Below are 13249 nucleotides of genomic sequence, written 5' to 3'. Positions count from 1 at the left end.
CGGAACTGCGCGAACGCCCTGGACCTGCGGCCGACACCTGGCATGCGTTGCACATCACAATGAGTGAGTGTACAGTCACTCACATGTCGCAACGACGTCTCTCCTCAGCCGATGCTCGACGCCCCGTCATCGTGAACGCGGCTCTCGCCGCATTCTCCCGCGGCGGATACGCAGGCACCACGGTCACCGACATCGCGCGCGAAGCGGGTATCTCGAGCGCGTATGTGCTCAAACTGTTCGGAGGCAAAGAGGCTCTCTTCGTCGCCGCCATCCACGAATGCTTCGACCGCATCGAGCTCGCCCTCGACGCGGCGCCCGTTGTCGGCTCCCCCGCCGCGACGCTCGAGGCGATGGGCGACGCGTATGCCGAGCTCATCGCAGACCGCACACTGCTGCTCATCCAGGTGCACGCACAGTCGGTCGCGACGGTCCCGGCTATCGGCGACGCCCTGCGTGCCGGACTCGCACAGATCACGCGGTTCGCAAAGCAGCGCTCCGGCGCCGACGACCGCGACGTGCAGCGGTTCATCGCGTACGGGCAGCTCTGCCACCTCGTTGTGACATCCGAAATCGCGGACATCGACGAGGACTGGTCCCACATCCTCTCCGATGGCCTGCGCCACCCTGATATCTGAAGGAGCCATCATCACAACCTCACCCGACATCCTCATCACCGGCGCGACCGGCTCCACCGGCGGCGCCACCGCCCACGCTCTCGCCGCGCGGGGCATGACATTCCGATCGATGTCTCGCAGCGCGTCCTCTGCGGAGTTCGCGGTGCAGGCCGACCTCGACGACCCCGACAGCGTGCGCACAGCACTCGACGGGGTGCGCGCGGCCTATCTGGTGACGCCGTCGACGGAGCGCGCAGAGGCGCAGCAACGGCTGTTCATCGATCTGGCCGCGGAAGCGGGAGTACGCCACCTCGTCCTGCTGTCGCAGCTCGGCTCCGTCACTGACTCTCCCGTCCGATTCCTGCGCTACCACGCCGCCGTCGAGCAGCACGCATTCGCATCCGGGCTCGACGTCACCGCCCTGCGGCCGAACCTGTTCATGCAGGGGCTGTTCGCCGTCGCGGCGATCGTGCGCGCGACGGGGGCGCTTCCCGCGCCGATCGGCGACGCAGGCGTGAGCGTCGTCGATGTGCGCGACATCGGAGAGGTCGCCGCTCGTGCCCTGACCTCCCCCTCCCCGCTGGGAGTCCAGACGCTCACAGGACCTGAAGCACTCACGCACGCCGAGATCGCCGCGCACCTCTCCTCCGCCACAGGGAGCGAGATACGCTTCGACGACATCGCACCGGAACGCTTCGGCGAGATGCTCACGGGCGTCCTCCCGCCCTGGCAGGTCGACGGCCTGCTTGAGGACTACGCCCACTACGCCCGGGGCGAGGCCGCAGAGGTCTCGCTGGCCGTGCCCGAGCTGCTGGGCCGTCCGGCACGAGCATTTGCCGACTTTGCAGGAGAGCACGCGACGGCGTTCCGGAGCGAGTGACCGAACCGTCGGCACTGCGCAGCACGCACAACCATCACCCGCAGTGGCGATCGCGGGGACGCGACTGCCATGCGTCCCCTTCTCTGACGAACGTCGCTGAGGCGAGAGCCCTGTCCGCCCCGCTCGCGCGTCGACCGCTCGGGCTCCAGTCCTACTCGTTCATCGGCCAGACCTCGACGACACCGTGCGCGACCGCGCACGGTGTCGTCGAGACCAGGGTGATCGCATGATCGAGATCGTCCGCTTCGAGGACGGTGAACCCTGCGACAGGCAGCGAGGACGTCATGTATGCGCCGCTCTCGCGGCTGGCTCCCGCTTCTCCCGGGTTCCGAACCTGCACCGGCGCTCCGGACGTCCACATCCGGGCGCCGCTTCCGCGCAGATCCGCATCGTGCGCATGAGCGCGTTCACGGACCGCGGGATCCGTCTTCTCGTATCCGGCGACATCTCCGTAGCCGATGGCGATGAATGTGGGCATGATCTCTCCGAACGTCGGGGATCCGCGACTGCCGAGCACGCGAAGCCGTTCCGCTCCGAAGCCGGACCCGACCGCACACAGACCTGCGCCTCAGCGTACCGGCGGCAGAATTCGGGTCAACGATTCCGACGACGACGCCGCATTTCTCGGACCACGAGAAGCACAGCACCTGGCCCGAAGAACCCGAATACGATCACACCGACTGGGAGCGCCATGGCCTGCCGGTGCCCGAGAAAGGGAATCTCCAGAAGGTGCCCGACGATGAGGAGCGCGCCCGAAACGGCGAAACCGAAGCTGCCGAGGATCGCCACCGCCGGATGGACGGCTTCCCCTGGGCGCATTGCCTGCAGCAGGCCCAGCACGAAGCACGCGCCGAAGAACGGGATCGCGACGACCCCCATCCACGGGTTGCCGATCGCCATGGTGAGGATTCCGAGCCCGACGAATATCCCTCCGACCAGGGCGAGAAGAATTCCTTCCCGCCGCTGTTTGCGCAGATACCGGCTCCGTTCGAAGTCCACCCCTTGAGGTTAGCCTCGATCCGGAAGCGGCGAATACCCCGGACGAATCAGCCCCACCCTTCACCGAAGGAGCGAAAGGGTCGATTCCCAGATCCACGCGCCGGCCGATCTGGTACTGATGCGGAGCGATGCCGTACGACTGTGAGAACACCCGAATCAAGTGACTCGGATGCGCACCAAGCTGCGCTGCCGCCTCGGCAACCGTGAATGACTCGGTCAAACGGTCATCGACGAGTTCGCGCAGGCTGCGCGCCAGCGGTGCGTCCTTGGGTGAGGAGACGATGCCCCCGCGTTGCGACATGACGCCACTGCGGAAAGTGAGCAGCCAGTGCTCGGCCGCCATCAGGTCTCCCGGTTCACGCAATGCCAAATGCACACGCCGGGCGGCCCCGAGCGGTCCAGGTCCCGTGATCGTCGGGTGCGGACGTATCTGCACGCCAAAGGGCCGCCCTCACGCCAGATGCCCGTCCGCGAGTGCGAAATCGACCGCGGCTGCGGCGTGCAGTGCAGTCGAGGCGAAGACCGGTACGGAGACGTCACCCTCCCCGATGAGCAGCTCGATCTCGGTGCATCCGAGGATGACGCCTTCGGCTCCAGCGGCGGCGAGACTCTCGATGATGCGGCGGAACTCGCGTCGGGATTCGTCGCTCACGATGCCGAGCACGAGCTCCTCGAAGATCACGCGGTTGACCGTGGCCCGCCCGTCCGCATCCGGGACGACCGTCTGCACACCGTTCGCCTCCATGCGCTCGCGATAGAACTGCTCCTCCATCGTGAACCGAGTGCCGAGCAGCACCACCTTCCTCAGCCCTGCTTCGACGATCGCGTCGCGGGTGACGTCGACGAGATGCAGGAGCGGCACGCTTACCGCGCTCTCGATGCGACTCGACACCTTGTGCATGGTGTTCGTGCAGAGCACGATCACCTCAGCTCCGGCCGCCTCCAGCGAGCGCGCTTCCTCCGCGAGCAGCTCGCCGGCTTGCGCCCACTCCCCCGCGGACTGCATGTGTTCGATCTCTGCGAAGTCCACGGACGCCATGACGCAGCGCGCGGAGTGCAGACCTCCCAGACGATCGCGCACGCCCTCGTTGATGAGTCGATAATAGAGCGCGGAACTCTCCCAGCTCATTCCGCCGATCAGGCCGATCTTCTTCATGCGAACGACGCTACCGCGCCGGACGAGTCGGTTGAAGCACGACAAGGTCCGGATCGTGCGCATGACGGAGCTCGACCTATCGAGGCGTGCACAGCAGTCAAGCGGCTCACAGTGCGCCCGCTCCGCCGGAAGCGGTCAGCGCGCATAGTTGGACGGCACGTCCTCGGGCACGAGATCCTTGCTGTCCGCGTGGGCGTCGAAGGACGCAGCTGCTTCACGGAAATACGTTGACATGCGTACTCGCGTTGCCCCTTCGATGCCTACCTCGTCGAGGGCCTGGTCGAAGAGCCGCAGACAGGCCTCGTTGAGCTCCTTCGCGCTGCCGTTGCCCGCGTGGAGCCGTCGCATACTGCTCTCGTCGCCGCACCCCGCGGCATAGAGTTCCGGCCCACCGAGCGCCTGGGCAAGATACGCGGCAAGTCGCTCGTCATGGCGGGGATGCAGGTCACCGGAGAAGGGATGCTCAGCAACCGGGGCGGCCAGGCAGAGCTCGTGCCAGCACCGACACAGACGCACCAAGACGTCGAACCCACCGATGTCCCGCTAGAGAGTCATGTCGGCGTCGAATTGATCTGGATGAAGCCGCGTCAACGGACGCGGGACACGCGCTCGTTCCGACCTGCACAAGGCGGTGATGAACCGCATGCTGAGCATCGACGTGTTCGGTCAGCGGCGAATGCAGCGCTGAAGTCCGTCGAGGATGAGGTCAAGGCCATCGGCGAACCAGTCGCGGTCAGCCGCCGGCCCCGGTCCCGCAATCAACCGATGCAAACGCGGAAAGGCCGCCAAGTCGGCGTCCTGGAGGCGTTCTCGCCACGCGTGACCCGGATCGTCGCTGATCGCGTCAGAGGACTCACCGAGCGCAACGCGCGCGCTTCCTTGGACATAGTTGTTGATGGTCATGATCGCTCGCGCCGCATCTGCAGACGGAATGCCGACGGCTTCGAGTACGTCGAGTGCCCATTCCATCGCGGCAAGCGATGCGGCTCCGAACGGCGGGGTGACGGTGGCGGTCGCGACAAGCATCCAGGGGTGCGCATGAAACGAGGCTCGGTCCTGCTCGGCGAGCGCGTGCATGCAGCCGCGCCAGTCGAGCCCATCGCGGTCAGGGTAGGAGAAGTCGGACGTGACGCGCTCGACCATCGCGACCAGGAGGTCCTCTTTGCCTGCGACATGGCGGTAGAGCGACATCGCCCCCGCTTCGAGGTTCGCGGCGACGCGGCTCATCGTCACGACCTCGAGGCCGCCCTCGTCGGCGAGGTCGATCGCTGCCTCGACGATCCGGTCGCGTGATAACGGTCCGGACGGACCGACACGTGGACTCATAGAACACCTCCGATGCTAGTCTATCGCGTTGCGTATGGCGTACGCTATCGTTGCGTACAACATACGCAACACCGATCGGAGACTGCCATGCCTGCATCAAGAGCTTCTTCGGCAAGCACCACGTCGCGCTGGCTGGGGCTGACCGCGCTGACGCTGCCGGTGATCCTGACGTCGATGGACATCACGATCCTGCACATCGCGATCCCGACGCTCACCCGGGAGCTCGAGCCGTCCGCCGGCCAGACCCTGTGGATCCTCGACGCCTACGGCTTCCTTCTCGCGGGACTGCTGATCGTGATGGGGAACATCGGCGATCGCATCGGCCGGCGCAGGCTGCTGATGATCGGAGCGGTCGTGTTCGGCGGAGCCTCCGCAGTGGCGGCGTTCTCGCCCACGCCGGAAGTCCTCATCGCGGCTCGGGCCCTGATGGGCGTCGGTGGCGCGACTCTGATGCCATCGACTCTCTCCCTGATCCGCAACATGTTCACCGATCCGACCGAACGCACGAAAGCGATCGGCATCTGGACCGCGAGCCTGTCCGCGGGCATCGCACTCGGTCCGATCGTCGGCGGCCTGCTTCTGGAGGCATTCTGGTGGGGATCGGTGTTCCTGATCAACGTGCCGGTCATTCTGGCACTGCTTCTCATCGCACCTCTGGTGGTCCCGGAGTATCGCAGCACATCGACGAGTCGGCTCGATCTGGTGAGCGTCATCCTGGCGTTCGGAGCGATCCTGCCCGTCGTGTGGGCGGCGAAGTCGGCGGCCGAGGATCTGTCGCTGACAGCAACAACCTGGGTCGCGTTCGGCATCGGACTCTCCGCCGGGACGGTGTTCGTTGTTCGACAGCGCCGGATCACGAGTCCGTTGGTCGATATCGCTCTGTTCGCGAACCCTCGGTTCACGGGAGCGTTCATCGGTGCAGGGCTGGCGATGTTCGCGCTCGTCGGCGTGATGCTCTACAAAGCCCAGTACCTCCAGCTCGTGGCGGGCCTCTCCCCGCTCTTCGCGGGGCTGGCGATCCTGCCGGTCATGGTCGCCGTCGGAACGATGGCCGTCGCATCTTCATCACTCGTGCAGCGCTTCGGCTATCCCCTCGTGTTCGGTGTCGGCGCGACCATCGCCGCGGCCGGCATGTTCGCCTTCAGCAGGGCATCCGCCGACGGGAGTCTGATGTTGGTGATCGTGGCCTCCGCACTCATCGGAGCCGGTATCGCACCGATGATGACGCTCGCCACTGACGTGGTCGTCAGTTCGTCACCCGCGGAGCGCTCCGGCGCGGCATCTGCACTGTCCGAGACCGCGAGCGAGTTCGGTGCCGCGATGGGAATCGCCGTCCTCGGGTCGATCGGGTCAGCCCTGTACCGCTCGAACGTCCTCGAGGGCATCCCCCGTGATGTTCCGACCGAAGCGGCCGATGCGATCACTTCCAGTCTGGGTGCGGCGCTCGGCGTGGCCGAGCAGCTCCCTGCCGAAGCGGCCGAGCACCTCACCGCCCTCGCGAGTCAAGCCTTCGTCGACGGTCTCGCCATTGCATCGATCGCCGGCAGCGGGTTCCTCGTCATCGCAGCGATTGCCTGTCCGGTCCTGCTCCACCGCGGCCGATCGCCCGGGCCGCGCCGGTGATGCCTGACCGTGGAGTCGTCGCGCTCCAAGCGCGCACGACTCGAACAGAGTTGATTGCCGCTCCGGCCGCGCTCCTCCAGATCTGAATCCGGATCCAGATCCCCGCGATACATTGACGCGGAGATCGACCCCGCGCCGGCACCGAGCAGCCTCGTCTGCCACGTCAGTCCACAACCGCTGCGACGGCCTCGATCTCGACCAGCTGGTCGTCATACCCGAGGACGGTCACGCCCATCAGCGTGCTCGGCACGTCGTGGGAACCGAACGCGTCGCGCACGACCTCCCACGCTGCTACGAGATCAGACTGCGCCGACGTTGCCACGAGCACGCGCGTGCTAATGACGTCGTCGATCCGCGCACCCGCAGCGGCGAGCGCTTCCTTCATGGTCTCCACACACGCCGCCGCCTGGCCGGCATAGTCACCGACCGCGAGCGTCGTACCGTTCTCGTCCAATGGGCAGGAACCCGCCAGGAAGATCATCCGGGCGCCCTTCGGTGCGGTAGCCGCATAGGCATACTCGGCGACGTCGGAGAGCTTGTCGGAACGGATCAGCTGCACTGCACTCGGCATGTCATCAGTATATGAACTCGGCGTGGCGGCCCGACTCCGCACGTTGAGCCGGAACTCCACGATGTTCGGGCAGTCCTACCTCGTCGCCCGAGCGGACGCTTCCGAGCACACCAGGAAGCTCACCGAGTCGACCGCACCGGGCTCCCGCATCACTCAGCAGCGAGTGCTCGGTGAGGGACCCACCCTTCGCCGCCGACCGCGTTCCGGCACCACGACCAACCGCTGTCCGGGTCATCGCGGATGACGTCGACTGCTTCGCCACGCGACGCGGCAAGCTCGGTCGTGTCGTAGGCGACGCGCACTGTGCCTGCTGCGCCATCGATGTCGAGGTGTCTGGCAGGCATCCACCCTGCACCCCACCGCGCCGTGACGAACACGAATGCGGGCCACTCCGCATCCTGATCGCCCACCTGAACCGAGTCCCCTGGAGAAACCTTCAACGGCTCGCGAACCGGAATCTCGTGATCAACCGTCACCACACATCTCATGCAGCGATCCTCTCATCGGCAGATTCACGCACCATGTGCATTCGGCATCGCTCGCACCCACAAGTTCCATTCGGCTCGAGGAGGACGACCCCTCGAACAGTCAGGAGTCGACGATGGCGCGAAGTGCGGCGAGGTGTTCGCGATAGGCGTCGCGTCCCTCCGGAGAGAGCGTGAGCCAGACCCGCTGCCGAGTGTCACGCACCGCCTTGCGCTGTTCGACGTATCCAGCACTCATCAATACGGACACCTGCTTGCTGAGCACGGATGCCGACACCCCGAGCTGCTGCTGCACGACAGCGAACTCCGCCTCCCCCGCCGTCTCCAGCAGCGCGCAGATACGCAGTCGATTGGGCGCGTGGATCGTCGGGTTGATGCCCTCCAGAGCATCCGCAGCACTCACCGCCGCCCCCTGTGGAGCCGGACGAACCAGAGGTGGAAGCCGATGGACAGACCGGCCCCGAGCGCAGCTGCGACGAACAGCCACCACGGTTGCTCCGTCATCCGGAATGCCAGCGCGGCACCCAAGACGATCACTGGCAGTCCGATCATCGCCGGGATGGTGGCGGCCTTCGGCAACACATCCAGGCGCAGGGCGACCCCGGTTCTGCTCGTCCAGCGTCGGCTGGCCACGAAGAACAGCATGAAGAATGCCGCCTCCGAGACGAATATGACGACGGCCCAGGCCCATCGCGGCATCAGCCACTCGGGTTCGGCCAGTGCACCGCCGATTCCGATCGGCAGGGTGACCAACATCGCTGTGAGCACGGCCGTGAACCAGACCGGCCAGGGTGTGGCAGAAAGCGCACCCACAGTCGTTCGGACACGTTCGGCGTCGGCGAGAGCGGCGCGCGCCTGCTCCTGCGTCGGCCGGGCACCTTCATCGCTGGTTTCCATACTGGAAACTGTAGTACTAACTTTCCAACTTGGCAAGAGATGACTTTCCACCAAGGAAAGTCACCCCGCCTCTCCCCGACGACGAGGCCGCGATCGGTCGGCGTCGGGGAGAGGCGCGTTGCGCGATGCTCAGGAGACGACGGAGCGGACGATCTCGATGATGCGCTTCTCGGTGGGCTCGTCCACGGTCTCGAAGTACCACGCAGCCGGCATCAGCGCGCCGTCCGCACCGCCAGCGGCCCGAAGATCGACCTTCTCGGTGAGCGCGAGATTCAAGCGCTCGTCATTGCGCAGCGTCACCAGAGCCGGTGTGCTCGCCGAGACCGCATACGCGGGCATGCCGTACCAGATCCGCGGTTTCAGCGTGGGCGCCGCCGCGACGATGACGTCGTGCACACGCCTCATCATCGAACGTCGCGGCTCGTCCATCTTCGCGATCTTGTCGATCACCTGGTCGAGGTTCTTCTCGTCCTTGCCAGACATGTCATGTCCTTTCGTCAGCCGATGGCGAGCATCGGCGTACTGAAGTCGGCGCGCATATGCGCCGCACCCCATCCGGACATGTCCTGAGCTGCTCGGATCTCTCCGCAATGATTCACGTGGTCTTCACGTGGAAGTGCCGTCGGTGGCGCGAACCACCGCCCCCAGGGTACCTGCTGCGTGTGTGTTGCGTCATTGAGTTCGCGGACGACGTCACCCGTTGCGTCCGATGCCTGGTGCGGGCTCGCACGGAACACTACGATCGCCGCATGGGACTCCTGACCTTCAGCATCAATCTCACCCTGGACGGCTGCGTCGACCACACGGAGGGAATCGCCGACGACGAGACGCACGCCTACTTCACGCATCTCATGGACGACGGTGGGGCGATGCTGTGGGGGCGCGTCACCTACGAACTGATGGAGAGCTACTGGCCCGCCGTCGCCAGCGGCGAGCAGGCCGCACCACCGGCGCTGCGCGAATGGGCGACCAAGTTGGAGGCGAAGCCGAAATACGTCGTGTCGTCCACGCGCACGGAGTTCCCGTGGACCAACAGCCACCACGTCACAGGCGACCTTCGCACCAGTGTGCAGCAACTGAAGGATGCGACACCGGATGGCGTGCTCCTCGGCAGCGGCAGCCTCGCCGTCGAGCTGGACCGCCTGGATCTGATCGACGAGTACAGACTCATGGTCCATCCGAGGATCGCCGGACACGGACCGACGCTGTATCAGAAGGGGCTGCCCAGCACGCGACGACTCGAGTTGGTCTCAGCAGAGCCGCTGAGCAACGGCGCAGTCGCCATGCACTACCGACGCGCGCACTGATCGACTCGCTCAGGTCACCGGGTCGACGGTGTCCCGCCCCAGAGGCTCGGCCGCCGACATCGTGTTCGCATCGTGGCTCATGGCAGTGACTCCCCTCCCCGATCAGCTGCGCAGTCCCCGCCGCACGTTCTCAGCGTCGCCAGAGATACGGCGTGGTCGTCGACACCTTGACGAGACCGGATCGCTCGAGTATCGGACGCGAGTACTCCGTCGAATCGCTGTGCATGAGCGTCCTCCCGAGCGCAAGGGCTGAGCGGGCTCGGGCCGAGATCAAGGCCCGATAGATTCCCCTGCCCCGCCATGCCTCCAGGGTCGCACCGCCCCAGAGTCCCGCAAAGTCCGTCCCGGAGACAGGTTCAAGACGACCTGCGCTGACGATCTCTCCCCCGGCTTCCGCGATCCACAGCTCCATGCCGTCGTCCCGCGCGATCCGGCGCAGGATCGCGTTCGCGTGATACTCGGAGACCTCCTCGCCGAACGCACGATCCTGCATCGCGCACATCGCTCTGATCTCGCCTTCTTCGCGCACCTTGCGGAGTGTGACGCCGTCAGGCAGCGGCACGTCGGCGACGAGCGAGGCAGTCTCGCCGAGCATGATCGACTCGGGCTCTTCTGGCACGAACCCGCCGGCCACGAGCGCGTCGTGCAGCCCCGGCGCATCATCGTGTCCACGCGTCTTCCACTCGACACCGGCGACGGATGAGCCTGTCTCGAAGAACGTTCGAGCAGCCGCCACGAGGCGCTCGATCTGACCGGCGTCAGAGCCGCCGAGATCCCGATAGGTCACGAAGCCGCGCCCGCCCGCGAACTCCACGAGCCGCAGCGGGCCGAGCATCGTCACCGCAACGGCACTCGGCGTCTCGGCATCAGTGCGGAGCTGTTCGTCGTAGGCGCGCAGCAGTGCAGTTGCATCCATCGGCGTCACGCTACCGGACCTCGCCGCGTCGCCGAAGCCGCGCGCATCCGCGATCGCCCACGACGGCACATGCAACACGCAGCCGGAGATCGCCGATGGTCGTCACGCCGCCGTCGCGGCAGGACGACGCACCTTCGTCACACCGCGTCGCCAGGGCATCAGGACAGGCTCGAGCACACGGAAGACGAGGTTGATCAGCAGCCCGAGCACGCCCGCAAGTGCGAGACCCGCGTACATCTGATCAACCGCGAACTGCTGGCCGGCACGACGGATCATGGCTCCGATCCCCGTCTCGGCCCCGACGAACTCGGTCGCGATCAGCGTGATCAGGCAGGTCGCCATCCCCAGCCGCAGGCCGTTGAAGAGCGAGCCCGCGATCGCAGGGAACAGCAGTCGCGTCACATAGCGCCATCCCGTCGCCCCGAAGTTGCGCCCGGCCTCGACGACCTCACTGTCGATGTTGCGCACACTCGCCCGCGTGCTGATGATGATCTGGAAGAAGGCCGTCGCGAACGCCGTCAGGATGTACGCCACCTCGCCGCGCCCGACGATGATGATGAACAGCGGCAGGACCGCGATCTTCGGCAGCGGATAGAGCGTGTCGGTGACGGGGCGGATCAGCAGTTCGAACGTCTTCCACACGCCGGAGGCGATGCCGATCGCGACGCCCAGGACGGCGGCGACGGCGAACGAGATGACGAGCCGCTGGATCGTGATCGCGATGTCGTTGCCGAGTCTTCCGTCGGCGAGCTGTTCGACGGTCGTCCCGATCACGTCGCTCAGCGGCACGAAGAAGCGCTGATCGAGTACGCCGGCGCGCGTCGTGATCTCCCACAGCACGATGACGATGACGGGGATCGTCCAGGCCTGCAGGCCTCTGAGCACGGCAGGGCTCATGCGGTGCTCCTCTCCTCGGCGCGCCACGGCAGGAGTCGATCAGCGACGCTGTCGAACCCGACGGTCGACAGCAGACCCAGTACGGCGATGCACAGCAGCGCGACGTACATGTCGGTGACACGGAGAATCTGCCAGTTCTCCCACAGGAAGTTGCCGAGTCCGGAAGATGCCCCGACCATCTCGATCGCGATCACCGCGATCAGCGCGAAGCCGAGTGAGATGCGGATGCCCGTGACGATCGACGGCAGCGCGCCAGGTACGAGCACGCGGAAGAACCGTCGCGCGCCGCGGCAGTCGTAGTTGTCGGCGACCTCGAGGAGCATGCCGCTGATGCTGTGCACGCCGGCAACCGTGTAGAGGATCATCACGATCAGGGGCGTGACGAGCGCTGTCAGCAGGACCGCCGTCTCGCCGCGCCCCAGGATGAAGGTGAGGAACGGAAAGAACAGCACCCCGGGAATCGGGTACACGAAGGCGAGAACGGTGTTCACGCCGCGCTCCATCCACTGCGACGCGGTGATCGCGATGCCCACGCCGACGCCGATCGCCACCGCGAGCACGACCGTCGCTATCAGACGTCCGACAGTGATGAGAACATCTCCGCCGATGCCGTCTTCGACGTCGAAGATGATTCCCGCGCTCGCGAGGATCCGAATCGGCGGCGGGAAGAACGTCTCGGGCAGGACGCCCGTCCGTGAGAGCAGCTCCCAGAGCACCAGGAGCACGACTGGCCCCACGACGAGGGCCCATCGTTCGCGGACGAAACGGGTGACGGCATTCATTTCTCTCCCGTCATCGCCGCCTGGACCTCGTCGCGCAGATGGTTCCAGATGTCCTGGGAGAGCTTCGCGAACTTCTCGGTCCCGCGCAGCTCAGGGCCGCGATCGATCGGGAAGTCGAGCTCGATGATGTCACTGATCCGCCCCGGCCGCGCCGACATGAGCATCACGCGATCGGCGAGGAACACCGCCTCGTCGATCGCGTGGGTGATGTACATGACCGTCGGACGCGACTCCTGCCGCAGCTCCAGGATCTGCTCCTGCAGCAGCGTGCGCGTCTGCGCGTCGAGTGCGCCGAGCGGCTCATCCATGAGCAGGATCTCGGCGTCCTGCGCGAGCGCTCGCGCTATGCCGACACGCTGCTTCATCCCGCCCGACAGCTGGTGCGGGTAGAAGTCGCCGAATCGGCCGAGCCCCAACCTGTCGAGCTGCGCGTCGGCGATGTCTGCAGCTTCCTTCTTCGGCACGTCGCGGTTGCGCGGCCCGAAGGCGACGTTGTCGCGCACAGACAGCCAGGGAAACAGCGCGTGCTCCTGGAACACCATCGCCGTCTTCGGACGTCCGGGCTTCGACTGCTGGATCTCCACCTCACCGGCGGTTGCGTCCTGCAGCCCGGCGACGAGCCGCAGCAGCGTCGATTTGCCGCATCCGGATGGGCCGACGATCGCGACGAACTCCGATTCTCCGATCTCCAGTGAGATGTCGTCGAGCGCCGTCACCTCCTCGGCACCGGCGAACGTCTTCGTGACCCCGGTCAGTCGAACTTTGACGTCGGTCGCCTTCGGGTCGCTCATCCGCA

Annotated in this window: 18 protein-coding genes and 1 pseudogene; 4 read left to right on the top strand and 15 right to left on the bottom strand. The window is 66.1% G+C overall.

The genetic code is table 11. From position 1 onward, the window contains the following. Positions 1-83: 83 nt before the first annotated feature. Positions 84-635, top strand: coding sequence for a TetR/AcrR family transcriptional regulator (locus CIK77_RS04350; RefSeq protein ID WP_087056238.1), 552 nt, complete (start codon positions 84-86; stop codon positions 633-635). After that, positions 610-1494, top strand: coding sequence for an NmrA family NAD(P)-binding protein (locus CIK77_RS04345; RefSeq protein WP_087056237.1), 885 nt, complete (start codon positions 610-612; stop codon positions 1492-1494). The genes CIK77_RS04350 and CIK77_RS04345 overlap by 26 nt, the downstream gene beginning before the upstream one ends. Positions 1495-1645: 151 nt before the next feature. On the opposite strand, the gene CIK77_RS04340 is transcribed toward CIK77_RS04345, so the two are convergent. The 6 genes and pseudogenes from CIK77_RS04340 to CIK77_RS04320 all read right to left on the bottom strand — a co-directional run bounded on the left by CIK77_RS04340 (position 1646) and on the right by CIK77_RS04320 (position 4975). Beyond that, complete coding sequence (locus CIK77_RS04340) at positions 1646-1972, bottom strand: transcription initiation protein (RefSeq protein ID WP_087056344.1); 327 nt, start codon at positions 1970-1972, stop codon at positions 1646-1648. A gap of 116 nt (positions 1973-2088) precedes the next feature. After that, positions 2089-2493 (bottom strand): hypothetical protein, encoded by a 405-nt coding sequence (locus tag CIK77_RS18060; protein ID WP_249268721.1) that lies wholly within the window; start codon positions 2491-2493, stop codon positions 2089-2091. Between the two features lie 124 nt (positions 2494-2617). Continuing rightward, a pseudogene (locus CIK77_RS18055) lies at positions 2618-2794 on the bottom strand (helix-turn-helix transcriptional regulator); the annotation flags it as partial. A gap of 150 nt (positions 2795-2944) precedes the next feature. Next, entirely contained in the window at positions 2945-3649 is a 705-nt protein-coding gene (locus CIK77_RS04330; protein WP_087056343.1) for an aspartate/glutamate racemase family protein, read from the bottom strand. A gap of 135 nt (positions 3650-3784) precedes the next feature. Beyond that, positions 3785-4186, bottom strand: coding sequence for a globin domain-containing protein (locus CIK77_RS04325; RefSeq protein WP_087056235.1), 402 nt, complete (start codon positions 4184-4186; stop codon positions 3785-3787). Positions 4187-4315: 129 nt separating this feature from the next. Continuing rightward, complete coding sequence (locus CIK77_RS04320; RefSeq protein ID WP_087056234.1) at positions 4316-4975, bottom strand: TetR/AcrR family transcriptional regulator; 660 nt, start codon at positions 4973-4975, stop codon at positions 4316-4318. A gap of 87 nt (positions 4976-5062) precedes the next feature. Between CIK77_RS04320 and CIK77_RS04315 the strand changes: the two genes are divergently transcribed. Then, positions 5063-6598, top strand: a complete 1536-nt coding sequence (locus CIK77_RS04315) for an MFS transporter (protein WP_087056233.1) — start codon at positions 5063-5065, stop codon at positions 6596-6598. Positions 6599-6761: 163 nt separating this feature from the next. On the opposite strand, the gene CIK77_RS04310 is transcribed toward CIK77_RS04315, so the two are convergent. From CIK77_RS04310 to CIK77_RS04290, 5 genes are all read right to left on the bottom strand, one after another. Next, positions 6762-7169, bottom strand: a complete 408-nt coding sequence (locus CIK77_RS04310; RefSeq protein ID WP_087056232.1) for a RidA family protein — start codon at positions 7167-7169, stop codon at positions 6762-6764. A 149-nt stretch (positions 7170-7318) separates the two neighbouring features. Next, complete coding sequence (locus tag CIK77_RS04305) at positions 7319-7579, bottom strand: SH3 domain-containing protein (protein ID WP_249268705.1); 261 nt, start codon at positions 7577-7579, stop codon at positions 7319-7321. Positions 7580-7757: 178 nt separating this feature from the next. Further along, entirely contained in the window at positions 7758-8057 is a 300-nt protein-coding gene (locus tag CIK77_RS18050) for a transcriptional regulator (RefSeq protein WP_087056230.1), read from the bottom strand. Continuing rightward, complete coding sequence (locus CIK77_RS18045) at positions 8054-8551, bottom strand: hypothetical protein (protein ID WP_087056229.1); 498 nt, start codon at positions 8549-8551, stop codon at positions 8054-8056. The genes CIK77_RS18050 and CIK77_RS18045 overlap by 4 nt, the downstream gene beginning before the upstream one ends. 129 nt (positions 8552-8680) lie before the next feature. Then, positions 8681-9034, bottom strand: coding sequence for a DUF1801 domain-containing protein (locus CIK77_RS04290; RefSeq protein ID WP_087056228.1), 354 nt, complete (start codon positions 9032-9034; stop codon positions 8681-8683). Between the two features lie 266 nt (positions 9035-9300). Here CIK77_RS04290 and CIK77_RS04285 point away from each other — a divergent pair, with 266 nt between their 5' ends. After that, the gene (locus tag CIK77_RS04285) at positions 9301-9858 is read left to right on the top strand and encodes a dihydrofolate reductase family protein (protein ID WP_087056227.1); all 558 of its coding nucleotides are present in this window, start codon (positions 9301-9303) and stop codon (positions 9856-9858) included. A gap of 130 nt (positions 9859-9988) precedes the next feature. On the opposite strand, the gene CIK77_RS04280 is transcribed toward CIK77_RS04285, so the two are convergent. From CIK77_RS04280 to CIK77_RS04265, 4 genes are all read right to left on the bottom strand, one after another. Next, entirely contained in the window at positions 9989-10774 is a 786-nt protein-coding gene (locus CIK77_RS04280; RefSeq protein ID WP_087056342.1) for a GNAT family N-acetyltransferase, read from the bottom strand. A 102-nt stretch (positions 10775-10876) separates the two neighbouring features. Next, the gene (locus CIK77_RS04275) at positions 10877-11671 is read right to left on the bottom strand and encodes an ABC transporter permease (RefSeq protein WP_087056226.1); all 795 of its coding nucleotides are present in this window, start codon (positions 11669-11671) and stop codon (positions 10877-10879) included. Continuing rightward, entirely contained in the window at positions 11668-12453 is a 786-nt protein-coding gene (locus CIK77_RS04270) for an ABC transporter permease (protein ID WP_087056225.1), read from the bottom strand. Before CIK77_RS04270 ends, CIK77_RS04275 begins: the two co-directional genes overlap by 4 nt. Beyond that, positions 12450-13244, bottom strand: a complete 795-nt coding sequence (locus CIK77_RS04265; protein WP_087056224.1) for an ABC transporter ATP-binding protein — start codon at positions 13242-13244, stop codon at positions 12450-12452. The genes CIK77_RS04270 and CIK77_RS04265 overlap by 4 nt, the downstream gene beginning before the upstream one ends. Between the last annotated feature and the right edge of the window lie 5 nt (positions 13245-13249).

The sequence above is a fragment of the Microbacterium sp. JB110 genome (genome assembly GCF_003335195.1).
Lineage (GTDB): Bacteria > Actinomycetota > Actinomycetes > Actinomycetales > Microbacteriaceae > Microbacterium.
The sequence above is the reverse complement of the archived record's forward strand: the minus strand, read 5'-3'. Positions and strand labels throughout refer to the sequence as shown.

Coding starts and splice junctions, on each gene's coding strand:
- CIK77_RS04265 (WP_087056224.1), bottom strand. CDS start 13,244: ATGAGCGACCCGAAGGCGACCGACGTCAAAGTTCGACTGACCGGGGTC.
- CIK77_RS04285 (WP_087056227.1), top strand. CDS start 9,301: ATGGGACTCCTGACCTTCAGCATCAATCTCACCCTGGACGGCTGCGTC.
- CIK77_RS18045 (WP_087056229.1), bottom strand. CDS start 8,551: ATGGAAACCAGCGATGAAGGTGCCCGGCCGACGCAGGAGCAGGCGCGC.
- CIK77_RS04320 (WP_087056234.1), bottom strand. CDS start 4,975: ATGAGTCCACGTGTCGGTCCGTCCGGACCGTTATCACGCGACCGGATC.
- CIK77_RS04310 (WP_087056232.1), bottom strand. CDS start 7,169: ATGCCGAGTGCAGTGCAGCTGATCCGTTCCGACAAGCTCTCCGACGTC.
- CIK77_RS04280 (WP_087056342.1), bottom strand. CDS start 10,774: ATGGATGCAACTGCACTGCTGCGCGCCTACGACGAACAGCTCCGCACT.
- CIK77_RS04340 (WP_087056344.1), bottom strand. CDS start 1,972: ATGCCCACATTCATCGCCATCGGCTACGGAGATGTCGCCGGATACGAG.
- CIK77_RS04345 (WP_087056237.1), top strand. CDS start 610: ATGGCCTGCGCCACCCTGATATCTGAAGGAGCCATCATCACAACCTCA.
- CIK77_RS04315 (WP_087056233.1), top strand. CDS start 5,063: ATGCCTGCATCAAGAGCTTCTTCGGCAAGCACCACGTCGCGCTGGCTG.
- CIK77_RS04290 (WP_087056228.1), bottom strand. CDS start 9,034: ATGTCTGGCAAGGACGAGAAGAACCTCGACCAGGTGATCGACAAGATC.
- CIK77_RS04275 (WP_087056226.1), bottom strand. CDS start 11,671: ATGAGCCCTGCCGTGCTCAGAGGCCTGCAGGCCTGGACGATCCCCGTC.
- CIK77_RS04270 (WP_087056225.1), bottom strand. CDS start 12,453: ATGAATGCCGTCACCCGTTTCGTCCGCGAACGATGGGCCCTCGTCGTG.
- CIK77_RS04330 (WP_087056343.1), bottom strand. CDS start 3,649: ATGAAGAAGATCGGCCTGATCGGCGGAATGAGCTGGGAGAGTTCCGCG.
- CIK77_RS04350 (WP_087056238.1), top strand. CDS start 84: ATGTCGCAACGACGTCTCTCCTCAGCCGATGCTCGACGCCCCGTCATC.